The organism is Streptomyces sp. NPDC005374 (assembly GCF_042872225.1).
Lineage (GTDB): Bacteria > Actinomycetota > Actinomycetes > Streptomycetales > Streptomycetaceae > Streptomyces.
Map to the genome: position 1 here is coordinate 362,695 of NZ_JBIAKA010000004.1, position 19,769 is coordinate 382,463.

Here is a 19,769-nt window from a genome sequence, read left to right on the forward strand (position 1 = left end):
AGCGCTCCGCAGCCACGGCACCTGTCGATCCATATTCGGTTGTACGAGCCCGAGCCGTCTCCCCGAGTGGACGGCGCCGGGCGGCTCTGTGCGGTCTCGCGCCTAGCTTTCCGCCAGGATGTGCGAGAGCTCCTGATCCAGATCGAAGTGGCGGTGCTCGGTGCCCGGTGGCACGGCGGCGTCCGTCCGCTTCAGGAAGGACTCCAGGGCCCGCGCCGGGGCCTCGAGCAACGCCTCGCCCTCAGGGGAGCTCAGGGCGATGCACACGACGCCCTGACCGTGACTGCGCGACGGCCAGACTCGGACGTCGCCGGTTCCGGTGGGCCGGTGGAGGCCCTCCGCGAGGAGGTCGCGGGCGAACACCCACTCGACGGTCTCCTCGGCTCCGGTGTGGAAGGTGGCGTGCACGGCGTAGGGGTCGGCCGTGTCGTACCGCAGGCCTGCGGGGACAGGCAGGGAGGACTCGCTCGACACAACGAGGCGCAGGTGCAGCTCGCAGCTGACCGTGGTGTTCATAAGCGCCAGGGCCTTTCGCTCAGTGTGCGCTCGGGGATTCGCACGTCGGCGAAATCGACATGCCACCTACGGTGCCGTTGTAAACCCCTCTGAGTGTTTTGCGTGCCTTTACGTAACTCTTCCGGCCGAGACCCTGTTCGGTAGGTACGACCATTCCGGTGACCGGTTTCTCTCCGGTAGGGTTTGGCTGTATGAATACGGGGAGTGACGATTCGGGCGAGGTCGCCGTGGCATCCGACGAGAAGGCCGACGGCAGGACGGACGAGGCGCAGGACGAGCAGGGGCTCGGATCCAGGGCGCCGGAATTCGTCAAGGCGCGTCGGCTGCTGCACCTGAGCTGGCAGGTCGGCATCTTTGTCATCGGTCTCGCGGTCGTGGTCGCCGGAATCATCATGCTGCCGCTGCCGGGACCCGGCTGGGTCGTGATCTTCGGCGGAATGGCGATCTGGGCGACCGAGTTCGTGTGGGCCCAGCTCGCGCTGCGCTGGACCAAACGCAAGGTGACCGAGGCGGCCCATCGCGCCCTCGATCCCAGGGTGCGTCGGCGCAACATCATCCTGACCTCGATCGGCCTGGTGGTCATCGCCGCGATCCTCGGGGTCTACCTCTGGAAGTTCGGCTTCGAGATGCCCTGGAACATCAAGGACCAGTGAGCCGTGCCGGGGGTGCCGTGCCTGTCACCGCTGGTCACAGGCACCCCCTGACGTGGGGTAATCTACTTCCTGCGCCCGGGCGATTAGCTCAGTGGGAGAGCGCTTCGTTCACACCGAAGAGGTCACTGGTTCGAACCCAGTATCGCCCACCCGGACCGACGGCCCGTCTGCGACAACGCGGACGGGCCGTCGGCATGCGTACCGACCGTCGTGCGGACGGGCGGTCGCGATCCGCTCACGCGATCCGCAGACTCCGCCCCATGTGATCCGCCGATCACGCGCCACCTGATCCGCCGACTCCGCCGAGCGTGACCGTCCGCGGCAACATCTCTTTGCCGCCCGTCCTTTTTCGGCCGCCCGCCGATCGCGTACGACACCACGCGTTCTGTTCGGCCAGTCGACTCCACGTCTCTCACCTGGGGCAACGTCAGCTCCCGCACGCAGCCCGGCTGTTGGGCGCGGTCCGGTCTCTCACCACACTCACAAGAAATTCCTGTCCGAATCATTGACGCACCCCCGGGCCCTCCGTAGCTTGTGCCAGCAAGCGCTTACTTGAAACGATTCATGCAGGCGGCGACGCTGCGGGGAGGGGACCGACTGTGGGAACCAGCAGGAATGTTGAGAGGCGAACGATCCTGAAGGCGGCCGGGGCTACAGCGGCGACGCTGGGACTGGCCGCGACGACCGGGTGCGGTGGGGACAGCGGCAGTTCCGGAGACGGAACAGTGACGCTGCGTTACGCATGGTGGGGTGGCGAGCCGCGCACCATCGCCATCAAGAAGTCGATCGCGCTCTTCGAGAAGAAGTATCCGAAGATCAAGATCAAGCCTGAATTCACCGACTACGCCGCGTTCTGGGAGAAGTTCCAGACCCAGGCCTCGGGTGGGAATCCGCCGGACGTTTTCCAGAATGCGGTCGGTTTCCTGCGCAAGTACGACAAGCGCGGAGTTCTGCTGGATCTCAAGTCACAGGCGGACGCCGGGAATCTCAGCCTGGACAACTTCCGCAACGGTGTCCTGGCGAACGGTCAGGTCGACGGCAAGCAGCTCGGCATCCCCGTCGGCGCCAACACCATGGCGCTCGTCATCGACCTGAAGGCCTTCAAGAAGGCCGGTGTCGAGGCGAAGATGGGCTGGACCTGGGACGAGTACTTCGCCGCGCTCCAGACCATCCAGGACAAGCTGAAGATCGCCGGTGACACCGGCTACCACGCCATCATGTACCTGTACGACCTGTATCTGCGTCAGAACGGCAAGGCCTTCTTCACCGACTCCGATCTCGGTTTCACCGAGGACGATCTGACGCAGTGGTGGACGGACGCATACAAGCGAGTGAAGTCCGGGCTCGTCGCCGACCCCAAGAAGATCGAGCAGGTGTATCCCAAGTCGGGTCTGTCGGCCGGGCTCGCCGCGTCCGAGTTCACCTGGGACAACTTCTCCATCCGCTACGAGGGCGAGGGCGAGTCGGACTACGGACTCGCGCCGATCCCCACCACGGACGGCAAGCACACCGGCCAGTACCTCGGCTCGCTGATGCTCAGCGGCTTCTCCGGGACCAAGCACCCGAAGGAGGTCGCCCAGTTCATCTCCTTCATGGTCCACGACCCCGAGGTCGGCAAGACCATGGGCTACGACCGCGGCATCCTTCCCACGACCGAGCAGTACGACGCCTTCAAGCCGACCGATGCCCAGAACAAGGGTGTCGCGGCCTACGAGGACGAGGTCGCCAAGGCCGGCGTGCTCGGGAAGATCACCCCGCACCCGTCGGGCGCCGACGTCATCGAGGCGGCGTTCCTGCGGATCGGCGGCGAGGTCTCCCAGGGCAAGAGCAAGCCGGCCGACGCCGCCAAGGCGCTGTTCAGCGAGGCCAAGGCCGCGTTCGCGGGCTGAGGGGACGTACCACCATGACGCTCGTCAAGGAAGCGCCCGTGCGCCCGGCGAAGAAGCGGTCCGCCGCTCCTGTCGCCGGGCGGCGCGGGCGGCGCCGCGAGAACCTCGCCGGCTATCTCTTCATGTCGCCGTGGATCGCGGGTTTCCTGCTGCTCACGGCGGGGCCGATGATCGCGTCGCTCTACTACGCGTTCACCAGCTACAACCTGTTCACGCCCCCGAAGTGGGTGGGGCTGGACAACTTCACGACGATGTTCCAGGACCCGCGCTGGCAGAAGTCGGTGGAGGTCACGCTCAAGTACGTCGTCGTGGCCACGCCGCTGAAGCTGCTGCTCGCGCTCGGTGTCGCGCTGCTGCTCGCGCAGAAGCGGCGCGGGCAGGGGCTGTACCGGGCCGCGTTCTACATGCCCTCACTCATCGGGGCCAGCGTCTCCGTCGGATTCGTGTGGCGGGCGCTGTTCTCGGACGACGCGATCGTGGACCGTACGCAGAAGGTCTTCGGCGTTGACGTGGGCGGCTGGATCGGCAATCCGGACTACGTCCTCTATGCACTGGTGGCCCTCAGCATCTGGCAGTTCGGTGCGCCGATGGTCATCTTCCTGGCGGGCCTCAAGCAGGTGCCGCAGGAGCTCTACGAGGCCGCCGAGATGGACGGGGCCGGCCCTCTCAGGCGGTTCTGGAACATCACGCTGCCGATGATCTCCCCGGTGCTCTTCTTCAACGTGCTGCTGGAGTCCATCCACGCGTTCCAGGTGTTCGGCTCCGCGTATGTGGTCTCCAACACCCAGTGCGGGCCCGCCGACGCCACGCTCGTCTACACCTGTTACCTGTACCAGAAGGGCTTCAAGGAGGCCCAGATGGGCTTCGCCTCCGCGATGGCCTGGGCGCTGGTGGTGGCGGTGGCGCTGGTCACTGCGGTCCTGTTCTGGTCGCAGAAGAAGTGGGTGCACTACGAGGAGGCGGCCAAGTGACCACAGTCAGCACCCCCGTCGTGCGTTCCGCGAACGAGCGGCGGCGCACCGGATCGATCGCCTGGCACGTGGGCTCGCTCGCCGTCCTGGCAGTCGTCCTGTACCCCGTGATCTGGGTCCTCGGAGCCTCGTTCAAGCCGAGCAAGGACATCATCGCCAGCATCGACCTGCTGCCCACCAAGCCGGTCTGGGCGAACTTCTCCGGGCTCTCCGACGGCATCTCCGGCATCTCCATCAGCAGCTTCTTCATGAACTCGCTGATGTACGCGGGCCTCGCCGTGGCCGGTGTCGTGATCTCCAGCTCGCTGACCGCGTACGCCTTCGCCAAGATCCGGTTCGCCGGACGGAACCTGCTGTTCTCGCTGATGATCGGCACGCTGCTGCTGCCGTACCACGTGCTGCTCATCCCGCAGTACGTGCTGTTCCGCAAGCTCGAACTCGTCGACACGCTGGTGCCGCTGGTGGCGGGGAAGTTCCTGGCCACAGAGGCGTTCTTCGTCTTCCTGATGGTGCAGTTCATGCGCGGGCTGCCGCGCGAGCTGGACGAGGCCGCCAAGCTCGACGGCTGCGGGCACCTGAGGACCTACTGGTCGATCGTGCTGCCGCTGTGCCGGCCGGCCCTCATCACCAGCGCGATCTTCACCTTCATCAACGCGTGGAACGACTTCATGGGTCCGTTGATCTACCTCAACACCCCCTCCAAGTACACGGTCTCGCTCGGCCTGATGATGTTCCGCGACCAGGAGGGCATCTCGAACTACGGCAGCATGATCGCGATGTCGCTGGTGGCGCTGGTGCCGGTCGTCGCCTTCTTCATGGCCTTCCAGCGCTATCTCATCGACGGCATGGCGACCTCCGGACTGAAGTGAGGCGGTCAGCATGGCGCACGTGCGTGTGAAGGCCCGTCGTAGGGCGTCCGTGTTCGGTGGCGAGCGCTTCGCGGTGTTCGCCGAGTCCCTGCTCACCGGCGTGTGGATCGCCGTGGCCTGTCTCGGTCTTGTCACCTACCCCGCGGCCTTCGCCGCCGGTGCCCGGCATCTGCGGCGGCGTACGGGCCATGAGGCCGGCGGCTGGCGGGAGTTCGTCGCGGACTTCCGTACGGCCGTGCGCCGGGGGTGGCTCGTCGGGGTCGCCGGATGGGTCGTGGCGGCCGCGGTCTGGGTGGACGTCCAGGCCGCGCGGGCCGGGATCCCCGGTGGCCCGCTCGTCGGGGCCGTCGGACTGTTCGCGCTGATCGCCCTCGCGGTGGCCGGGCTGCGCGCGGCGGCCGTCTGGGTCCCGGGTGCCTCCTGGCGCGCGCTGCTCGCGGACGCCGTACGCCGGACCCTGCGTGATCCCGCCGGGTCCTTCCTGATCGTCGCCGGCCTGGCCGTCGTGGCCCTGACCGCGGGGTTCGTCACGCCGCTGGCGGTCCCGGTCCTCGGGGCCGTCGCGGCGGCGGCCGTCGCCGTGGAGGAGCGCTACCGGCGCCGCTGACGGGCGGCGCCCTCGTCACCAGGTCGGCGCCCTCGGCGTCGCACCGCTCTCTGTCATGCCCCTGACCAGCCTGTTCCATGGAAAGGAATGACCATGTCCCCCATCCCCCGCAGGTCCATCCTCAAGGCGGCGGCCGTCGCCGGTGCCGCCGCGCAGTTCAGCTGGGCGTTGGGCGCCAAGGACGCGCAGGCCGCGCCGAGAGCCGCCGAGGCCGACGACAGTCCGGTGACCCTGGACTGGCTGGAGGACGGTGGCCTCGGCGCCGCGCCCGGCTCCACCGTGGGTGTCCCCTGGCCGAAGGGCGTCTACCAGCAGGACCAGAAGTTCGCGGTCACCGACGCGGACGGCAAGGGTGTGCCGGTCCAGTCCTGGCCGATCGCCTACTGGCCCGACGGCTCGCTCAAGTGGACCGCCCACGCGGTCAGTTCGGGCAACGGCAAGCTGTCGCTGACCGCAGGTGACGCCGCCGTACCCGCCAAGAAGGTCACCGTCGACAAGAGCGGTGGCGCGATCACCGTCTCCACCGGGGTCATTACCGCGAAGATCGGCAAGTCGGGCGCCACCCTCATCAAGTCGGTGACCCGCGGCTCCACCGAGATCGCCAAGAACGGGCGGCTCGTGCTGATCCGCCAGCCCGAGATCGAGGACGAGGACCAGGGCACGGTCAAGACGGAGCGCTTCGAGGGGGCCATCTCCGAGGTCACCGTCGAGCAGTCCGGTCCGGTCCGTGCCGTCGTGAAGATCGACGGCAAGCACCGCAAGGGCAACCGGAGTTGGCTGCCGTTCTCCATCCGCCTGTACTTCTACGCGGGCGCCGACTCCTTCCGCATGGTCCACACCATCACCTACGACGGCACCCAGGAGCCCGGCAAGGCGAGCGGCGACTTCATCCGCGGCCTCGGCGTCCGCTTCACCGTGCCGATGCGGGACCAGTCCTACGACCGCCACGTCCGGATCGGCGGCGAAGGGACCGGCCTGCTGAGGGAGGCCGTCAAGGGCATCACCGGTCTGCGCCGCGACCCCGGTATCGCCGTGCAGGAGGCCCAGTACGCGGGCAAGAAGCTGCCCGACCCGGCCACCTGGGACCAGCGGGTCACCACCCGGCTCCAGTACATCCCCGAGTGGGGCGACTACACCCTCTCCCAGCTCTCCTCCGACGGCTTCACCCTGCGCAAGCGCACCAAGAAGGGGCACGGCTGGATCGGCGCCGGCGGGGGCGGGCGGGCCTCCGGGTTCGGGTACGTCGGCGGCGCGAGCGGCGGATTCTCCTTCGGACTCCGGGACTTCTGGGAGCGGCACCCCTCCCAGCTCGACATCCGTGACGCGCAGACCGACGAGGCCGAGGTCACCCTCTGGCTCTGGTCGCCCGAGGCTCAGCCCATGGACCTGCGCTTCTACCACGACGGCATGGGCCAGGACACCTTCGCCGAACAGCTCGAGGGCCTCAACATCACCTACGAGGACTACGAGCCCGAGTTCGGCACGCCCTACGGCATCGCCCGCACCTCGGAACTGCTGTTCTGGGCCAACGAGTCGACGCCCACACCGGAGGCCCTGGCCGAACAGGTCGAGGCCGTACGGGTGTTGCCGCAGCTCGCCGCCCCGCCCAAGCAGCTCATCAAGGCGAAGGTCTTCGGTCCTGGCCTGTACTCCGAGCCGGACCGCTCGACCCCGGCCAAGGCGAAGATCGAGGACCACCTCGACTTCCTCTTCACCTACTACAAGGACCAGGTGGAGCAACGCCGTTGGTACGGCTTCTGGGACCACGGCGACATCATGCACACCTACGACACCGTCAGGCACCAGTGGCGGTACGACATCGGCGGCTACGCGTGGGACAACTCCGAGCTCTCGCCGGACCTCTGGCTCTGGTTCGCGTACATCCGCAGCGGACGCGCGGACATCTTCCGGTTCGCCGAGTCCATGACCCGGCACACCGGTGAAGTGGACGTATACCACCTGGGGCAGTGGGCCGGACTCGGTACCCGACACGGTGTGCAGCACTATGCCGACAGTGCCAAGCAGCAGCGCATCGCCAACACGACGTACCGCCGCTACTACTACTTCCTCACCGCCGACGAGCGCGTCGGTGACCTCATGCACGCCAACGTCGACTCCGACGAGACGTTCCTCGTACTGGACCCGCTGCGCAAGGTCCGCACCGACACGTACACGCCGGACCGGCACGCGCTGTCCGTCGGCTTCGGCACGGACTGGAGCGGACTGGTGTCGGCCTGGCTGACCGAGTGGGAGCGCAAGGGGCCCAAGTGGGAGAAGGCCAAGGCCCGGGTGCTGTCGACGATGGAGGGCATCGCCGCCCAGCCCAACGGCTTCGTGCAGGGAAGTGGACTGTACGACCTCGACACGGGGAAGTTCGCGGTCGCTACGGCGCCGGTGGTCGGGGTCTCGCACCTGTCCGCCGTGTTCGGGCTCAACGAGCTGTGCGCCGAGCTCATCGACCTGGTCGACATGCCGAAGTTCAACGAGGCGTACTTCGACTACTGCCGGTACTTCAACGCGACCAAGGCCGAGCAGGCGGCTCGGTACGGGTCCAACTTCGGGACACTGCTGCTGTTCCAGGGGCATTCACGCCTGGACGCGTACGCGGCCGTCAAGACCGGGGACGCGAAGCTGGCCACGCGCGCGTGGGACAAGTTCTACAACTCCGACGGGTACAAGGAGTCGTCGCCCTGGAAGACGGAGGCGTTGAGCGGACCGGTCGCGCTGGTGGCGGGCAGCGAGGCGGCCTGGGTGGCGACCAACGACACCGCGCTGTACGGGCTGGCCGCGATCGAGAACCTGGCGCTTCTCGGGGACAGGATGCCGTAACTGTTCGTGGGGAACTGCGGGGCCGGCGTGGCCGGTCCCGCAGTTCCCCACGCCCCTGCGTCAGTTCATCCGGCCCAGGTTCTCCCGTATCCGTCGGACGTCCCTGAGGCGCTGTTCGTAGGTCGCTCCCAGGGCCAGCAACATGAGGCCGGCCAGGGCGGGCGGTACCCAGCGGGGGAGGGCGTCCGCCACCTGGACGAGGTACGGGGCGAGTTCGTGCAGGGCGTCCAGGATCAGGACACCGCCGCCCAGCAGAAGCGGGGCCTGGAGACGGTGGCCGGCGCCTGCCAGGGTGACCGACAGGGCCGCCGTGCCCAGCAGCAGGGGGCGCGCCCAGTTGGGGTCGCTCCAGGCCGTGACGAGGCTCGGCAGGAGGGTGACGGCCAGTCCGGGGGCGTACGCCGTCCAGGACGAGATCCTCGGGTCACGGCGGTGGCGCAGGACGCCGACCAGCAGCGCGGGAACCGTGACCGGGAGCGTGTACGCCTCCGGGGTGCCCACGTCCCAGGCCGCGAGGCGGACCCAGGTGGCCGCGAGGAACAGGGCGGCGGCCGCGTATCCGGCCGGGCGGCGGTCCGTGCGGATCGCCGTGCCCGCCGCGATCACCCCGCACAGGGCCAGGACCGTGGCGAGCAGGGGAGTGTCGGTCGCCGCCAGGGCGATGGCGAGCAGTCCGGCCGCCACTCCCGCCGCCTCGACCGGCACGGTGGCCTTCAGGTCGCCGAGCCGCGGGGCCAGCAGAGCGGCGGCCGCCGGGATCGCGAGGACCAGGAGGGCGGTGTGCGCCGGTGACCAGCCCGCGGCGGCACCGGTCGCACCGGCGAGCGCGGTGCCGTAGGCCAGGGCGGTCGGGGCCGTGAACGGGGCGAGGCGCCAGGAGGTCGCCGTGAACAGTGCGACCAGGCCGGAGAGCGTGACGAGGGTCGCGGTCTGGGACGCGAGGGCCAGGAAGGCGAGGCTCGCGGAGGTCACCAGTGCGAGGGCGAGGGCTGTCAGGTGCTGCCGTAGGAACACGGCTGCCGCGAGGGCTCCGACCGTTACGGTGCCTTCGATCAACAGGCCAGCCGTGTAAGGGAGTTCGAGTACGGCCGACAGTGTGAGTGCGGTGGCCCAGGCCAGGCCCAGGGCCCCGTTCAGGGCCCGCACGCGCCAGGCCGCGTCCCGTACCGCCAGGGCGAGCACACCCGCGACGGCGGCCAGGACGATGGGCATGGCCCCCGAGTGCGGCGGCCAGGCCGTGCCGACGGTCACCGCGGCGCGGGCGTCCGACGGGGCGCCGGTCCAGGCCTGCGAGACCCAGGCGAGCGGACCCACCACGACGGCACCGACGACCGGCAGGACCCACAGCAGGGCAAGTGCCTGCACGGCGCCGGAGGCCCAGAGGAGACCTCGTCGTACCGCGTCCGGCAGGCGGTTGAGCCGGAGTGCCGCCAACAGGGCGATACCGAAGGCCAGATGGACCGGGACCGTCCACAGTTCGGGCAGTGCGGGCCGGGCGGCACCGCCGAGGGCCGCCACCATGAGCAGCCCGGAGGCAACGGCCAGGCCGAGCCACCGCTTCTGCCAGGCCGCCCCCAGGGCGATCGCCGCCGCGAGGAGAAGGAGCGCCGCCGCACGGGCGGCGGCGCTCGGGCCGGAGGCTGTCCAGGTCAGCCATCCGGCGGTCAGTACGCCCCAGGCGCCCGTGCCGTACGCGCCGATCGCGGCGATCACGCGTACGGACCTGGGCGTCACCCGGAGCGCCACAACCGTGTCGGCCCCGGCCGTCACCAACAGCGCGGCCGTGAGGCCGTACGCGCCCGCGTCGGCCGCGATCGCCCAGAAGAACAGCGGGAGTTGGGTCGCGACCAGGGCGGCGGGGCGGGGCAGGCGCAGCCCTTCGGCGCGCGGCAGCAGCCCGTACGCCGTCCAGAGGCCGGCCAGGAGGGCCGAGGCGACCGCCGTGTAGGCCGCCCCGGGCGTCTGCGGGAGAGCGGCCCCGTGCAGGGCGTACGCGTCCAGGACCGTCAGTGCCAGACCCAGGCCCGCGACCGTCTCGGCCGTCGACCGCAGGTCCCGCTTCAGCAGGAGCAGCGGGGCTCCGAGCGCCGCCGCGGTGACCGCGCCGAGCACCAGGGCCCGGCCGGTGATGCCCAGGTGTCCCCAGCTGACCAGCGTGAACACCATCGCCGCGACCGTGAGCAGGACACCGCCGAGCACGAGGAGCAGGTTCTGCACACTCGGTCGGCTCGCCTCGGGGCGGGGGAGCGCGGAGGGCGTCGGTCCGGTCGGCTCGGGCGCGGGCCACTTCGGCTGGAGCGCGGCGACCAGCCAGGCCCGGCGGGTCAGCAACTGGGCCCGGCGGGCGTCCAGTTGCCACAGCTCTGCATCGAGGAGCCGCAGTTCCTCGGCCGGTGGCGGGATGTGGGTCATGCCTTGAAGTGTGGGCTGGGTCACGCGGCGCGACATGAGTACACGTACTCAGGACGTACTCGAATCCGATGCCGGACCCCGCCCATACTCTGCCCATGGACTGGACCCGATTCCGCTTCCGCACCCAGTGGTACCTCCCCGCGAAGCCGGCCGCCGTGTACGAGGCGCTGGAGCGGGCCGAGGAGTATCCCCGCTGGTGGCCCCAGGTGCGCGAGGTCCGCAGGCTCGACGACACCAGCGGCCTGATCACGATCCGCGCCGTGCTGCCGTACGACCTGGTCTTCACCGCGCGCGAGGTGCGGCGCGACCCCGGGGCCGGGGTGCTGGAGATCGCGATGGCCGGGGACCTCGACGGCTGGGCGCGCTGGACGATCACCGCGGACGGCGACGGCAGCCTTGCCCACTACGACCAGGTCACCGAGGTGACCAAGCCACTGCTCCGGCGCCTTGCCGTGCCGGGACGACTGGCCTTCCGGGCCAACCACCGGCTGATGATGCGCGCCGGACGGCGGGGGCTGGTCGCCCACTTGGAAGCGGATTGAAGGAAACCCGAGGGGACCTGTATTGTTCAGTGCGTTCCCGGGCGATTAGCTCAGTGGGAGAGCGCTTCGTTCACACCGAAGAGGTCACTGGTTCGAACCCAGTATCGCCCACCGGGAAAAGCCGGTCCGTCTCAGACGGGCCGGCTTTCTTCATGCCCCGTCACGCCGCCGCGGGCAGGTCCGGACGCAGTGGCCAGTCCGTGCTCACCGACTCCTCCGAGCCGCTGCGCGCGAACCAGGCCTGCAGGCCACGCGCCTGGGCCGCGTGCCACACCGTCTGGAGGTTGTGCAGCTCCGAGGGGGCCAGCCGCTCCAGCCGGGTTGCGAAACGGCGCCCGACCGCCCGTACGACATCCAGTGAGGCCAGCGCGTCGGCCGCCGCGTCGTGCGCGCCCTCCAGCTCGACGCCGTAGTGCGCGCACAGGTCGGTGAGGGTGCGGCGGCCCTTGCGGTAGCGGTCCAGATGCTTGTCGAGAACCCGCGGATCCAGCACCAGCAGCGGCGAGGTGTCGAACCAGCGGTCCAGGGACGACGCACGATGGCGGCGCAACTCCCGGTCCAGCAGCGTCAGATCGAACGGCGCGTTCATCACGACCAGCGGACGGCCCGCCACCGCCTGCTCCGCCAGCACTTCGGCTATCTCGAACATCACCGGCGCCGGCCAGCGGCCGTTGCGCTGGAGATGCTCGTCCGTCAGCCCGTGCACCGCCGTCGCCCCGGCGGGCACCGGCACACCCGGGTTGACCAGCCACCGGCTCACCCGTGGCCGGGCGCCCGCCGCGTCCTGGACGACGACGGCGGCCGACACGATCCGGTCGGTCTCGACGTCGACGCCCGTGGTCTCCGTGTCGAAAGCGGCCAGGGGCCCTTCGTACCAGCACGTCATACCAACTCAACCCCTCGTTCACCCACGGCAGCTGACGCGCCGTCTTCTGCCTGTTTGGTGATACCCGGGCTGTTTGCGCCGTACGCCGGAAGGACACAACAGGAGTACGGGTCTTTGCAGTTCAGCGGCCCGGCGTGGGATTCATCCGCCCCCAATGTGGGCATGTCACTTTGCTTGGAAGGCTGTTGGTCATGGCGATAGCGCAGCCCGAGCGGGGCGGGCTGCTGCCCGAACGCACGGGCATTCTTCGCGGCACGCTCGCCACCACCGCCTGCATGGAGACACTGCAGGTGGGCTATCTGCACGCCGTCGCGGCGGCGGCCGGCTGCTCGTTGTCGCAGCCCTTTCCGGACAACGGCATCGACTGGCACGTCAGCCACGGCTCGCCCGGACACACCGTCGACGACGAGGTCACCATCAAGGTGCAGCTCAAGTGCACCTACCAGATCGCGCCCAGCCCACCGGGCCGCTTCTTCTCCTTCACGCTCGACAACGACCACCTGCGCAAACTCGCCCGCACACCGGTGTCCGTCCACAAGATCCTGGTGGTCATGGTCGTGCCGAGAACCCAGGACGACTGGCTGCGCGCCGGCCACGACCGCCTGGACCTCAGACACTGCTGCTACTGGGTCAACCTGGCCGGCCACCCCATCACCGGCCGGACCCGGACCACCGTGCGGATACCGACCAACCGCATCTTCGACGACCGGGCGCTGTGCGAGATCATGACGCGCGTCGGGACGGGAGGCAGAGCATGACCCACCGCCCGCTGGAGGAACCACTGCGTGCCGTACGCCCCCACCCGGAAGCCCACTGGGACCGCTCACCGACCCCCGACGAGGTCGACCCCGCCGTCCTGAGCGCCCTGCTGCGCCGGCACGGCTGGCAGCGGCGCGGCGGCGCCCCGGGACGCTACGGCCGCTGGACGCCACCAGGACCGGGCGCGAGCGGGACCAGTCTGCTCGTGCCCGAGAGCCGCGCCTTCCCCGACAGCGAGGACCTCCTCGGCGAGGCCCTCGTCGCCCTGTCCCGCAGCGGCACTGCCTCGGCGCGCGAGGTGCTCGTCGGACTCGCCGTGCCCAGCGACGAGATCCGCTGGTGGCGGGACGTGCCGACCGGCCCCGCCGACGCCACCACCTGGACCGTCGAGGAGCAACTGCGCGCCGCCGCCCGCCAGACCCTCCTCGCCGGCGCGCTCGCCACACGCGCGCGTGCCGGCTATTACGGCGCCCGTTACCGCCGTACGGCAGCCGCGTCCCTGGACAACGTCCTGGTCGGCTCGGCCACCGGTGGCCGCCGGCTCACCGCCTTCGTGCCCGTCGACACCGGCCGCCCGCTGGCCGTCCGCCTCCACCAGGCCCTCTACGCGACCAGGGAGGCCATCGACTACCAGCGGGCCACCGGGGGCATGGACGCCTTCGACGGGGCCGTCGAGGCGGGCGTCAGCCGGGAGCTCACTGAGGCGCTGATCGACTTCGTGCGGGGCACGGAGGGCGCGCGCATCGCCGTCGAATGGGCGCCCGCGGCCGGGGTCCCCGAAGGGTGCGCGGCCCGCGCCGAGGCCGTCGAGTTCTCGCCAGGCGACCTGCCCGTGCTCCGCGAAGCCGGGGCCCGCTTCCTGCGCGAGGAACCCTCCGTCCCGGTGCGGATCACCGGCACGGTGGAGCGGATGCGCAGGTCGGGGCCGCGAGGCGACGGCTCGGTACGGCTGCGCGTGATCGCCGGCGCCGAGATCCCGCACCTGAGGCTGACGCTGGACGAGGAGGCGTACCGGATCGCCGGGCAGGCCCATCTCGTAGGGCTGCCCGTGCGGGTGCACGGCCGGCTGGAGAGCCGGGGCGGCTTCCGCAGGCTCACGGGGGCCACCGGGGTCGCCCCCGTGCAGGTGGACGAGGCCGAGCGGGACCGGCTGATGAAATCCCTCCAGGAGAATCTGGACTTCTTCGAGGAGGCCTGCGGAGAGTCCGGTCAGGAAGCCTGCGGAGGGGACTGATTTCGCGGAGGCGGGTGCCGGGTCGGTACGATCCCCTCTTGCGCGCGCTCCCGGTATGGCGCCGCACCCACCTTCAGTCAGGAGAGACCGGTGTCAGACGTCCGTGTGATCATCCAGCGCGATTCCGAGCGGGAAGAACGCGTGGTGACGACGGGCACTGCGGCCGCCGAGCTCTTCGCCGGCGAACGCTCGATCGTCGCCGCGCGCGTGGGAGGCGAGCTCAGGGACCTCGCGTACGTCCTGTCCGAGGGCGAAGAGGTCGAGGGCATCGAGATCTCCTCCGAGGACGGACTCAACATCCTGCGCCACTCCGCCGCGCACGTGATGGCGCAGGCCGTGCAGGAGCTCTTCCCCGAGGCCAAGCTGGGCATCGGCCCGCCGGTCAAGGACGGCTTCTACTACGACTTCGACGTCGAGAAGCCGTTCACGCCCGAGGACCTCAAGGCCGTCGAGAAGAAGATGCAGGAGATCCAGAAGCGGGGCCAGAAGTTCTCCCGCCGAGTGGTCACCGACGAGGCCGCCCGCGAGGAACTGGCCGCCGAGCCGTACAAGCTGGAGCTGATCGGCCTCAAGGGCTCGGCCTCCTCCGACGACGGCGCGGACGTCGAGGTCGGCGCCGGCGAGCTGACGATCTACGACAACCTGGACGCCAAGACCGGCGAGCTGTGCTGGAAGGACCTGTGCCGCGGTCCCCACCTGCCCTCCACCCGCAACATCCCGGCGTTCAAGCTGATGCGCAACGCGGCCGCCTACTGGCGCGGCAGCGAGAAGAACCCGATGCTCCAGCGGATCTACGGCACCGCGTGGCCCACCAAGGACGAGCTGAAGGCGCACCTCGACTTCCTCGCCGAGGCCGAGAAGCGCGACCACCGCAAGCTGGGCTCCGAGCTCGACCTGTTCTCCATCCCGGAGCAGATCGGCTCCGGCCTCGCCGTCTTCCACCCCAAGGGCGGCATCATCCGCCGCGTCATGGAGGACTACTCGCGCCGCCGCCACGAGGAGGAGGGCTACGAGTTCGTCTACACCCCGCACGCGACGAAGGGGAAGCTCTTCGAGCAGTCCGGGCACCTGGACTGGTACGCCGACGGCATGTACCCGCCCATGCAGCTCGACGAGGGCGTGGACTACTACCTCAAGCCCATGAACTGCCCGATGCACAACCTGATCTTCGACGCGCGCGGCCGCTCCTACCGTGAACTGCCGCTGCGCCTCTTCGAGTTCGGGACCGTGTACCGGTACGAGAAGTCGGGTGTCGTGCACGGCCTCACGCGTGCGCGTGGCTTCACGCAGGACGACGCGCACATCTACTGCACCCGTGAGCAGATGTCGGAGGAGCTCGACAAGACGCTCACCTTCGTCCTCGGCCTGCTGCGCGACTACGGCCTGACCGACTTCTACCTGGAGCTGTCCACCAAGGACCCGGAGAAGTTCGTCGGCTCGGACGAGGTCTGGGAGGAGGCGACCGAGACCCTGCGTCAGGTCGCCGAGAAGCAGGGTCTGCCGCTCGTTCCCGACCCCGGTGGCGCCGCCTTCTACGGTCCGAAGATCTCCGTCCAGACCAAGGACGCGATCGGCCGGACCTGGCAGATGTCGACGATCCAGCTCGACTTCAACCTGCCGGAGCGCTTCGAGCTGGAGTACACCTCGCCGGACGGCTCCAAGCAGCGTCCGGTCATGATCCACCGCGCGCTGTTCGGCTCCATCGAGCGGTTCTTCGCGGTGCTCCTGGAGCACTACGCGGGCGCCTTCCCGGCGTGGCTGGCCCCGGTCCAAGCGGTCGGCATCCCGATCGGCGACGCGCACGTGGAGTACCTGGAGAAGTTCGCGGCCGCGGCCAAGAAGCAGGGCCTGCGGGTCGAGGTGGACTCCTCCTCGGACCGGATGCAGAAGAAGATCCGCAACGCCCAGAAGCAGAAGGTGCCCTTCATGGTCATCGCGGGCGACGAGGACATGGCGGGCGGCTCGGTCTCCTTCCGCTACCGCGACGGCTCGCAGGAGAACGGCATCCCGTTCGACGAGGCCATCGCGAAGATCGCGAAGGTCGTGGAGGAGCGGACACAGGTCTGACGCCCGTACGGCGGGGCCCTCGGGGAGTTCAGTTCCCCGGGGGCCCTTCGTCGTCCTCCCGTGCGAAGACCTGGAGCAGCCAGGAGGCGAAGGTACCGGTCACGGCGCCGAGCAGGGCCAGCCCGGTGATCATCAGGCCGACCGCGATCAGGCGTCCCAGCGGGGTGACCGGGGCGACATCGCCGTAGCCGACGGTGGCGAGGGTGGCGCAGGTCCACCACACGGCGTCGCCGAGGGTGCGCACGGTGGCGCCGGGCGCGTCGTGTTCCTGCTGGTAGACGGCGAGGGCGCCGGTGAAGCCCAGCAGCGCGGTCGACAGACCGGCGTACACCATCACGCGCGCGTGCAGGGCGAGCCGGGGCCGTCCGTGCCGGCGCTGCACGGCCTCGTACACCTTCACGACCCTCAGGGGTCGCAGCAGCGGCAGGAGCAGCACCACGGTGTCCAGCCAGTGCGTCCGTACGAAGCCCAGCCGCTGCCCGCTGAGACGCCAGCGCACCGCGTAGTCGACGGCGAACAGGGCCCAGGCGGCCAGTGTCACCGCCAGGCAGAGGTCGAGCGCGGCTTCCGGAAGACCGTGGGCCAGGACCCGGAGGGCGTATGCGGCGAGGAAGGCCAGGGAGGCGAGGGCGAGAGGGATCTCGGTGCGCTGCTCCCAGCGGGCTCGGCGGTGGGCGGCGTCGGCGGGCTCGGTGCTGTCGCCTCGGCCGCGACCGGCTCGGTGAGCCCTGGGGCCGTCGGTGCGGTGGGTCCGGCGGCGGGTGGCCTCGCGGGTCTGGACTCCGTCGGTGCCGAGGGGCCTGCGGGCCGCTGTGCCGGGGGTCTGGACTCCGTCGGCGCCATGTGTCTCGGGTTCGTCGGTGTCGTGGGTGTGGTGAGGGTCCGTGCCGTGGTCCTCGGGTTCGTCGGGGCGGTGGGTGTGGTGAGCCGCGGTGCCGTGACACTCGTGCTCGCCAGTGCCGAGGGCCTTGCGAGCGTCGGTGCCGTGGGTCTCGTGCCCGTTGGTGCCAAGGCGCGTGCCGCTGTCGTCGTCCACCCGTCCAGCTTGGCCCGGTCCGTTTTTCCCACAACCCCGCCGACACGGCGCGAACGGGCGAAGTCATATGCTGCACTGCATGACGAGTGAGCCGGAGCAGCAGTGGGGAGTGGGGACGCAGGACGCGTTCCAGCGTCTGTGGACACCCCACCGGATGGCCTACATCCAGGGCGAGAACAAGCCGACCGGCCCGGGTGCCGACGACGGCTGTCCCTTCTGCTCCATTCCGGCCAAGTCCGACGAGGACGGCCTGATCGTCCGGCGCGGACAGCTGGTGTACGCGGTGCTCAACCTCTACCCCTACACCGGCGGCCATCTGATGGTCGTGCCCTACCGTCATGTGGCCGACTACACCGACCTCAGCGAGCCGGAGACCGCCGAACTGGCCGCACTGACCAAACAGGCGATGACGGCCCTGCGGACGGCGTCCGGTGCGCACGGCTTCAACATCGGTATGAACCAGGGAACGGTCGCCGGCGCCGGAATCGCCGCCCATCTGCACCAGCACATCGTCCCGCGCTGGGGCGGCGACACGAACTTCATGCCGGTCGTCGGCCACACGAAGGTGCTGCCCCAACTGCTGGGGGACACCCGCAAGATGCTGGCGGAGGCCTGGCCCAGTCAGTGACGTACGAGGGGGCCGACGACGCACGGCCCCCTCTCGCCTACGCGTCGTAGAGGTCGGCCTTCCGGGGTGAGACGTCCTGGACCTGCGTGCTCAGGAAGCCTGCCCGCGTGCCGAACTTCTCCGTGTCCACGCCGTTCTCCGTCAGCACCCGGAGCGCCGCGGAGTGCACGACCCGCAGCACCGGTGTCGCGGCGCGCAGCGCGTCGTCGGCCATGAAGCGGTGCCGCCAGGGCTTGTCCGCCCAGGCGTGCCGCAGACCGAACGGCTCGGGCAGGGTGAGCGAGCCGCCGAGCCAGTTGAGCAGCGGTGGATACCGGGTCAGGGGTGCCCGGGCCGCGAGGCGGACCACCTCGTCGGCGTCGACCAGCGGGAGCTTGATCTTCCGGGTCTCCCAGAACCGGACCGACTTGGCGACCTCCTTCTCCTTCGCCGCCGGTTTCGAGGTGAACAGTCCGTGCACCGGCCCCAGCGCATGGCCGGTGACCTCGATGCGCAGCGTCTCGTGCAGCACGGTCACCGTGATCAGCATGGTGAGGACCAGCTGGCCCTCCCACAGCGTCCACTGGACGCCCAGGTAGTGCCGGTCGCCGCCGCCGAACTGCTGCTTGTTGCAGATGTCCTGTATCGCGTGCGACTTGACCTGGTACGCGTCCACGTCGGTGCCGCCGGGCCGGGACACCTCCTTCGCGCCCTCCGCGATCGGCGTGACGACCCAGTGCCGTACGGACGGCTTCGGGAAGCCGCCGGTGTTGATCGTGTTGCGTTCCAGCATGCGCAGTTGGTCGTGGATCGAGCGGATGACGTCCCAGCTACGGAAGGGGTGGATCTCCCGGGTGGGGTCGGCGGACACCAGGTCCTCGGCCAGCTGCCAGCTGCCCCAGCGGGTGCCCATGCCGAGTATCCCCTTGGGGCCGGCGTAGAAGACCGAGTTGGACTGCTGCTCGGCGCTGAGCGTGGCGAGGGACTGGCGCAGCTGCTCGGCAGCGGTCTCACCGGGGCTGCTCGGCACCGCCTCGGGCACCTTGGCGCCGACGCTGCTGCCGGCCAGCAGACTGTCCCAGCGGCCCCGCAGGTCCCTCGCCGTGCGCTCGCAGATCTGCTTGGCCCAGAACCAGCCGACCACGGGAAGCACCACGCACGCGCGTGCGTACAGGGCCCAGAACCCCCCGAACGGCATCTTGATCAGGAAGAGCACGGCGAGCGCCCCCATCGCGACCAGCAGCGCCGTGGAGAGTACGCCCGCCTGCTTGTCGTCACGCCTGGCGATGTTGGTGCGCAGCGTGAAGACCAGCAGCCAGACCAGGAGGCCGGGCAGGAAGAGCACACCGCAGAGCACCACGACGGCGCTCAGCCAGTTGTCCCGGTCCCGGCGGATGTTGTTCGCCGCGAGACAGTGGTCGACCACGACCTGCGGCTCGGCGCCGAAGGACTGGATGAGCGGCTTGCGGCCCTTGCCGAGCATGCGGGCGACCACGGCCGTGGAGAAGGCCTCGCCCAGGTTGGGGCGGAAGATCTTCGCCCAGCTGCGGCCGCCCTTGATGGTCGACTCGTGCCATTCGTTGTTGGCCTTGAGGATCTCCTCCACCGGATTGTCCCGATAGGCCGCCGAGGCCAGGGCGAACGTCGCCGTCTGTGCCTCGTCGCCCGTGCGCGGCACCTGCGGACCGAAGATGTCCGCGTAACCGCCGTCAACGGTCATTCCCGCCCCCGATCGCCGCCGGACTCACCCACTGCGGCCTTCCCGACTTCCGTGCTCCGCACACCTGTTGATCAGGTCATCAGCGTATCTGTACGCACTGACATTAATCGGCGGACGGCCGAAGCCGCCCGCCGATTCGGAAGGGAGGGTTCCATGAACCTCACCCGTGGGA

The 19,769-nt window shown here is 69.6% G+C and carries 16 protein-coding genes and 2 tRNA genes; 13 read left to right on the forward strand and 5 right to left on the reverse strand.

The window, feature by feature from the left end; genetic code table 11:
* Nucleotides 1-102 precede the first annotated feature (102 nt).
* Nucleotides 103-516: an SsgA family sporulation/cell division regulator gene (locus ACFYRX_RS12910; RefSeq protein WP_004002642.1), complete on the reverse strand. Its 414-nt coding sequence runs from the start codon at nt 514-516 to the stop codon at nt 103-105.
* A 191-nt stretch (nt 517-707) separates the two neighbouring features.
* On the opposite strand from ACFYRX_RS12910, the gene ACFYRX_RS12915 reads away from it, so the two are divergent.
* From ACFYRX_RS12915 to ACFYRX_RS12945, 7 genes are all read left to right on the forward strand, one after another.
* On the forward strand, nt 708-1,169 hold the full coding sequence (locus ACFYRX_RS12915) for a TIGR02611 family protein (RefSeq protein ID WP_389098810.1): 462 nt from the start codon (nt 708-710) through the stop codon (nt 1,167-1,169).
* A 77-nt stretch (nt 1,170-1,246) separates the two neighbouring features.
* Nucleotides 1,247-1,318: transfer RNA gene (locus ACFYRX_RS12920), tRNA-Val, on the forward strand.
* A gap of 450 nt (nt 1,319-1,768) precedes the next feature.
* Nucleotides 1,769-3,058 carry an extracellular solute-binding protein gene (locus ACFYRX_RS12925; RefSeq protein ID WP_389098812.1) on the forward strand — a complete coding sequence of 430 codons (1,290 nt, stop codon included), beginning with the start codon at nt 1,769-1,771 and terminating at the stop codon, nt 3,056-3,058.
* A 14-nt stretch (nt 3,059-3,072) separates the two neighbouring features.
* The gene (locus tag ACFYRX_RS12930) at nt 3,073-4,029 is read left to right on the forward strand and encodes a carbohydrate ABC transporter permease (RefSeq protein ID WP_389098814.1); all 957 of its coding nucleotides are present in this window, start codon (nt 3,073-3,075) and stop codon (nt 4,027-4,029) included.
* Nucleotides 4,026-4,898 (forward strand): carbohydrate ABC transporter permease, encoded by an 873-nt coding sequence (locus ACFYRX_RS12935; RefSeq protein WP_389098816.1) that lies wholly within the window; start codon nt 4,026-4,028, stop codon nt 4,896-4,898. The genes ACFYRX_RS12930 and ACFYRX_RS12935 overlap by 4 nt, the downstream gene beginning before the upstream one ends.
* Before the next feature lie 10 nt (nt 4,899-4,908).
* Nucleotides 4,909-5,505 (forward strand): hypothetical protein, encoded by a 597-nt coding sequence (locus ACFYRX_RS12940; RefSeq protein ID WP_389098818.1) that lies wholly within the window; start codon nt 4,909-4,911, stop codon nt 5,503-5,505.
* A gap of 93 nt (nt 5,506-5,598) precedes the next feature.
* A complete protein-coding gene (locus ACFYRX_RS12945) occupies nt 5,599-8,334 on the forward strand; it encodes a Tat pathway signal sequence domain protein (protein ID WP_389098819.1) in 2,736 nt (911 codons plus the stop codon).
* Between the two features lie 60 nt (nt 8,335-8,394).
* Here ACFYRX_RS12945 and ACFYRX_RS12950 read toward each other — a convergent pair whose 3' ends face one another.
* Nucleotides 8,395-10,782 carry an SCO7613 C-terminal domain-containing membrane protein gene (locus ACFYRX_RS12950; RefSeq protein ID WP_389098821.1) on the reverse strand — a complete coding sequence of 796 codons (2,388 nt, stop codon included), beginning with the start codon at nt 10,780-10,782 and terminating at the stop codon, nt 8,395-8,397.
* Nucleotides 10,783-10,841: 59 nt separating this feature from the next.
* Between ACFYRX_RS12950 and ACFYRX_RS12955 the strand changes: the two genes are divergently transcribed.
* Together ACFYRX_RS12955 and ACFYRX_RS12960 are read left to right on the forward strand one after the other, a co-directional pair.
* Nucleotides 10,842-11,288, forward strand: a complete 447-nt coding sequence (locus ACFYRX_RS12955) for an SRPBCC family protein (RefSeq protein ID WP_389098823.1) — start codon at nt 10,842-10,844, stop codon at nt 11,286-11,288.
* 39 nt (nt 11,289-11,327) lie between these two features.
* Nucleotides 11,328-11,399, forward strand: a tRNA-Val gene (locus ACFYRX_RS12960).
* A gap of 49 nt (nt 11,400-11,448) precedes the next feature.
* Here ACFYRX_RS12960 and ACFYRX_RS12965 read toward each other — a convergent pair.
* Complete coding sequence (locus ACFYRX_RS12965; protein WP_389098825.1) at nt 11,449-12,174, reverse strand: 3'-5' exonuclease; 726 nt, start codon at nt 12,172-12,174, stop codon at nt 11,449-11,451.
* A gap of 191 nt (nt 12,175-12,365) precedes the next feature.
* Between ACFYRX_RS12965 and ACFYRX_RS12970 the strand changes: the two genes are divergently transcribed.
* The 3 genes from ACFYRX_RS12970 (at nt 12,366) to thrS (ending at nt 16,234) form a co-directional block, all read left to right on the forward strand.
* Nucleotides 12,366-12,932 (forward strand): DUF4365 domain-containing protein, encoded by a 567-nt coding sequence (locus tag ACFYRX_RS12970; protein ID WP_389098827.1) that lies wholly within the window; start codon nt 12,366-12,368, stop codon nt 12,930-12,932.
* Nucleotides 12,929-14,167, forward strand: coding sequence for a hypothetical protein (locus tag ACFYRX_RS12975; RefSeq protein ID WP_389098829.1), 1,239 nt, complete (start codon nt 12,929-12,931; stop codon nt 14,165-14,167). Before ACFYRX_RS12970 ends, ACFYRX_RS12975 begins: the two co-directional genes overlap by 4 nt.
* A 90-nt stretch (nt 14,168-14,257) precedes the next feature.
* Nucleotides 14,258-16,234: a threonine--tRNA ligase gene (thrS, locus tag ACFYRX_RS12980; protein ID WP_389098830.1), complete on the forward strand. Its 1,977-nt coding sequence runs from the start codon at nt 14,258-14,260 to the stop codon at nt 16,232-16,234.
* Nucleotides 16,235-16,262: 28 nt separating this feature from the next.
* Here the strand turns inward: thrS and ACFYRX_RS12985 are convergent, their stop codons facing one another.
* Nucleotides 16,263-16,874 (reverse strand): potassium channel family protein, encoded by a 612-nt coding sequence (locus ACFYRX_RS12985; protein WP_389099098.1) that lies wholly within the window; start codon nt 16,872-16,874, stop codon nt 16,263-16,265.
* Between the two features lie 463 nt (nt 16,875-17,337).
* On the opposite strand from ACFYRX_RS12985, the gene ACFYRX_RS12990 reads away from it, so the two are divergent.
* On the forward strand, nt 17,338-17,898 hold the full coding sequence (locus ACFYRX_RS12990; protein WP_389098832.1) for an HIT family protein: 561 nt from the start codon (nt 17,338-17,340) through the stop codon (nt 17,896-17,898).
* A gap of 37 nt (nt 17,899-17,935) precedes the next feature.
* Here ACFYRX_RS12990 and ACFYRX_RS12995 read toward each other — a convergent pair whose 3' ends face one another.
* A complete protein-coding gene (locus ACFYRX_RS12995) occupies nt 17,936-19,597 on the reverse strand; it encodes a hypothetical protein (RefSeq protein ID WP_389098834.1) in 1,662 nt (553 codons plus the stop codon).
* Between the last annotated feature and the right edge of the window lie 172 nt (nt 19,598-19,769).

Coding starts and splice junctions, on each gene's coding strand:
- ACFYRX_RS12930 (WP_389098814.1), top strand. CDS start 3,073: ATGACGCTCGTCAAGGAAGCGCCCGTGCGCCCGGCGAAGAAGCGGTCC.
- ACFYRX_RS12970 (WP_389098827.1), top strand. CDS start 12,366: ATGGCGATAGCGCAGCCCGAGCGGGGCGGGCTGCTGCCCGAACGCACG.
- ACFYRX_RS12975 (WP_389098829.1), top strand. CDS start 12,929: ATGACCCACCGCCCGCTGGAGGAACCACTGCGTGCCGTACGCCCCCAC.
- ACFYRX_RS12950 (WP_389098821.1), bottom strand. CDS start 10,782: ATGTCGCGCCGCGTGACCCAGCCCACACTTCAAGGCATGACCCACATC.
- ACFYRX_RS12915 (WP_389098810.1), top strand. CDS start 708: ATGAATACGGGGAGTGACGATTCGGGCGAGGTCGCCGTGGCATCCGAC.
- ACFYRX_RS12940 (WP_389098818.1), top strand. CDS start 4,909: ATGGCGCACGTGCGTGTGAAGGCCCGTCGTAGGGCGTCCGTGTTCGGT.
- ACFYRX_RS12910 (WP_004002642.1), bottom strand. CDS start 516: ATGAACACCACGGTCAGCTGCGAGCTGCACCTGCGCCTCGTTGTGTCG.
- ACFYRX_RS12945 (WP_389098819.1), top strand. CDS start 5,599: ATGTCCCCCATCCCCCGCAGGTCCATCCTCAAGGCGGCGGCCGTCGCC.
- ACFYRX_RS12965 (WP_389098825.1), bottom strand. CDS start 12,174: ATGACGTGCTGGTACGAAGGGCCCCTGGCCGCTTTCGACACGGAGACC.
- ACFYRX_RS12955 (WP_389098823.1), top strand. CDS start 10,842: ATGGACTGGACCCGATTCCGCTTCCGCACCCAGTGGTACCTCCCCGCG.
- ACFYRX_RS12990 (WP_389098832.1), top strand. CDS start 17,338: ATGCTGCACTGCATGACGAGTGAGCCGGAGCAGCAGTGGGGAGTGGGG.
- ACFYRX_RS12995 (WP_389098834.1), bottom strand. CDS start 19,597: ATGACCGTTGACGGCGGTTACGCGGACATCTTCGGTCCGCAGGTGCCG.